Annotated in this window: 3 protein-coding genes; all 3 read right to left on the bottom strand. The window is 50.6% G+C overall.

Annotation, left to right across the window (positions count from 1 at the left end; genetic code table 11):
* Nucleotides 1-28 precede the first annotated feature (28 nt).
* Nucleotides 29-1,189 (bottom strand): cell division protein FtsZ, encoded by a 1,161-nt coding sequence (ftsZ, locus tag KDK16_RS11880; protein ID WP_257276281.1) that lies wholly within the window; start codon nt 1,187-1,189, stop codon nt 29-31.
* A 188-nt stretch (nt 1,190-1,377) separates the two neighbouring features.
* Entirely contained in the window at nt 1,378-2,616 is a 1,239-nt protein-coding gene (gene ftsA / locus KDK16_RS11875) for a cell division protein FtsA (protein WP_257276280.1), read from the bottom strand.
* A 97-nt stretch (nt 2,617-2,713) separates the two neighbouring features.
* A partial coding sequence (locus tag KDK16_RS11870) for a cell division protein FtsQ/DivIB (RefSeq protein WP_257276279.1) occupies nt 2,714-2,926 on the bottom strand: 213 nt, incomplete at its 5' end.

The raw sequence follows: 2,926 nt of genomic DNA, 5'->3' as shown, positions 1-2,926 counted from the left end.
TTGGGGGTAACTGTCCGGGAATTGAGGCTCAGTACGACATATTCCTGGTGGCTGATGGCGCCTGCCTGCGGGGCTTTTCATTTTCCTCAACCTTGGGCTGTTCAGCAGCTTTATTGCGAACACGAGGAGGAATATCGAGCTCCTTGAGATTCAGGGTACCATCTGGACGGACCGCCTTGGGCTTGGAACCTTCAACCACTTTAAGAGACTGATCCTGCTCCCCACCAGCGTCTCCCAGACCGGTCGCAACAACAGTCACTCTCAATTCATCTGTCATTTCCGGATCAATAACTGTGCCCACCACGGTGGTGGCATTATCTGAAGCAAATTCACGCACTGTATCACCTACTTCGTGGAATTCACCTACAGAAAGATCCAGGCCCGCAGTAATATTAACCAGCACGCCACGAGCCCCCTGAAGATTGACATCCTCCAGGAGAGGGCTGCGGATAGCACGCTCAGCCGCTTCAATCGCTCTGTTACTGCCTGTAGCAGAGCCAGTGCCCATCATAGCCATGCCCATTTCAGACATAACTGTACGAACGTCAGCAAAGTCAACGTTAATCAGTCCGTCACGGGTAATCAATTCCGAAATACCCTGAACTGCGCCTAACAGAACGTCATTGGCCGCACCAAATGCGTTCAGCAGACTGACATCACGCCCCAAAACCGGCAGAAGGTTCTCGTTAGGAATACAGACCAGAGAATCTACGCTCTCCTTAAGTTGATTCAGACCCTCTTCAGCCACTGCCATTCTGCGACGACCTTCGAAAGAAAAGGGCTTGGTCACCACTGCTACGGTCAGAGCACCCATTTCCCTGGCAATCTCAGCCACAACCGGTGCTGCTCCGGTGCCTGTCCCCCCACCCATGCCGGCGGTGATGAAAACCATGTCAGAGCCCGCTAACACTTCAGCAATCCGGTCTCTGTCTTCCATTGCAGCATCACGACCGACCTCCGGATTTGCCCCAGCACCGAGACCGCGAGTAATGTTAGCCCCCAGCTGCAGATGGGTATGAGCCTGAAGGTGCTGTTTTTTCAGAGCCTGAGCATCCGTATTGGCACAGACAAACTCAACGCCTTCCAACCGACTGTTCAGCATGTGACAGACTGCGTTACCGCCACCGCCACCAACGCCTACTACCTTTATCACCGCTTCCTGCGGAACATTATCCACCAGTTCAAACATGGCTCTCTCCTTTCTGTCACCGTAAACAGGATATTTTCTGAATATTCATTACCACAACACCACGATTACTTTCCTGTAAGAACACCCTGTAAAATGGTCATTTGCACAAGGTACTCCTACTTCACAAAAGACAATCCATTCACTGTCTTCTGTAGCGATCATTTCTGCTGATGGCGACTGCCCCTCAATCAGAACTGACCCTGAAACCATTTTTTAAGCCTATTAAGCAGACTTTCTTCCTGTCTGCCGAAGCTGGCCGTTTCCCTTCGCCCTTCCTGCTGAGCTTTCAAACCATAATGAAGCAGGCCGACACCTGTTGCATAGATAGGATTGCAAACGACATCTGTCAACCCCTGAATGGCCTGAGGCACACCGAGCCTGACCGGCATGTGAAAAATTTCTTCTGCCAGGTCTACAGCACCTTCCATTTTGGACGTACCACCAGTCAGCACAATACCGGCTGGAATGAGGTCTTCAAAACCACTTCGTCTCAATTCCGCCTGAATCAGCGTAAACAGTTCATCGTATCTGGGCTCAACTACCTCTGCCAGCGACTGTCGTGACAGTTCTCTGGCCGGCCTGTCTCCAACACTCGGAACTTTGATCATATCTTCAGCGCGAGCCAGTTGGGTGAGGGCACAGGCGTATTTAATCTTAAGCTCTTCAGCATGCTGTGTGGGCGTTCTCAGAGCCATAGCAATATCATTGGTGACCTGATCACCCGCTATTGGAATAACAGCCGTATGTCGTATGGCTCCCTCAGTAAAAATAGCAATATCGGTAGTACCACCACCAATATCTACCATGCATACACCGAGCTCTTTTTCATCTTCTGAAAGCACGGAATAGCTCGAAGCCAGCTGTTCCAGAATAATGTCGTCTACTTCCAGACCACATCGTTTAATACAGTTCTCAATATTCTGCGCCGCATTGACGGCACAGGTCACCAGATGCACTTTCGCTTCCAAACGCACACCTGACATACCCAGTGGCTCTTTCACTCCTTCCTGGGTATCAATCACATATTCCTGAGGCAGAATATGGAGAATCCGCTGATCTGCGGGAATAGCAACAGCCTGAGCGGCATCAATCACCCTGTCAACATCGGCACTGGTCACCTCTCTCTCCCTGATAGCAACGATTCCATGGGAGTTCAGACTGCGAATATGATTACCTGCGATGCCGGCGTACACAGAGTGGATCTGACAACCAGCCATCAACTCAGCCTCTTCCACCGCTCTTTTAATGGCATGGACCGTAGAGTCGATATTAACCACAACACCTCGCTTCAGACCCCGCGAAGTGTGGGAGCCGATCCCGATCACTTCCAGCTGACCATCTGCGGTTATTTCACCCACAATCGCTACAACCTTGGAAGTGCCAATGTCGAGTCCGACGATTAAATTTCCGTTATCTGCCGCTGTCATGGCATCTATCTTCCCAAACCACCCTGACTGAAAGAGTCAGTGCGCCGAACCCAACACTCCAGTGTTGCCACGAAAACGCATAACAATGTTTTCATGACTATTTCCAGGCCACCGAAGCCCCATTCAAATAGCGCAAATCAACGCGCTTTACATCCTGCCAGCGATCATCAAGCCTTGCATGATATAGCCTGATAAAACGCTGCAATCTTTCCATTCTGCGATCACGTCCAAGATTGACATCAACATGATCCACCTTCAGCCACCAGGAATATGTCGTACTGAGCCTCAATTCCCGGACAGTTACCCCCAA

It is taken from the genome of Endozoicomonas sp. SESOKO4 (genome assembly GCF_024606275.1).
This window is presented reverse-complemented; position numbering and strand designations above follow the sequence as displayed.

What these genes read in the sequence shown, in the direction of transcription:
- ftsA (WP_257276280.1), bottom strand. Translation starts at nt 2,616, where the DNA reads ATGACAGCGGCAGATAACGGAAATTTAATCGTCGGACTCGACATTGGC.
- ftsZ (WP_257276281.1), bottom strand. Translation starts at nt 1,189, where the DNA reads ATGTTTGAACTGGTGGATAATGTTCCGCAGGAAGCGGTGATAAAGGTA.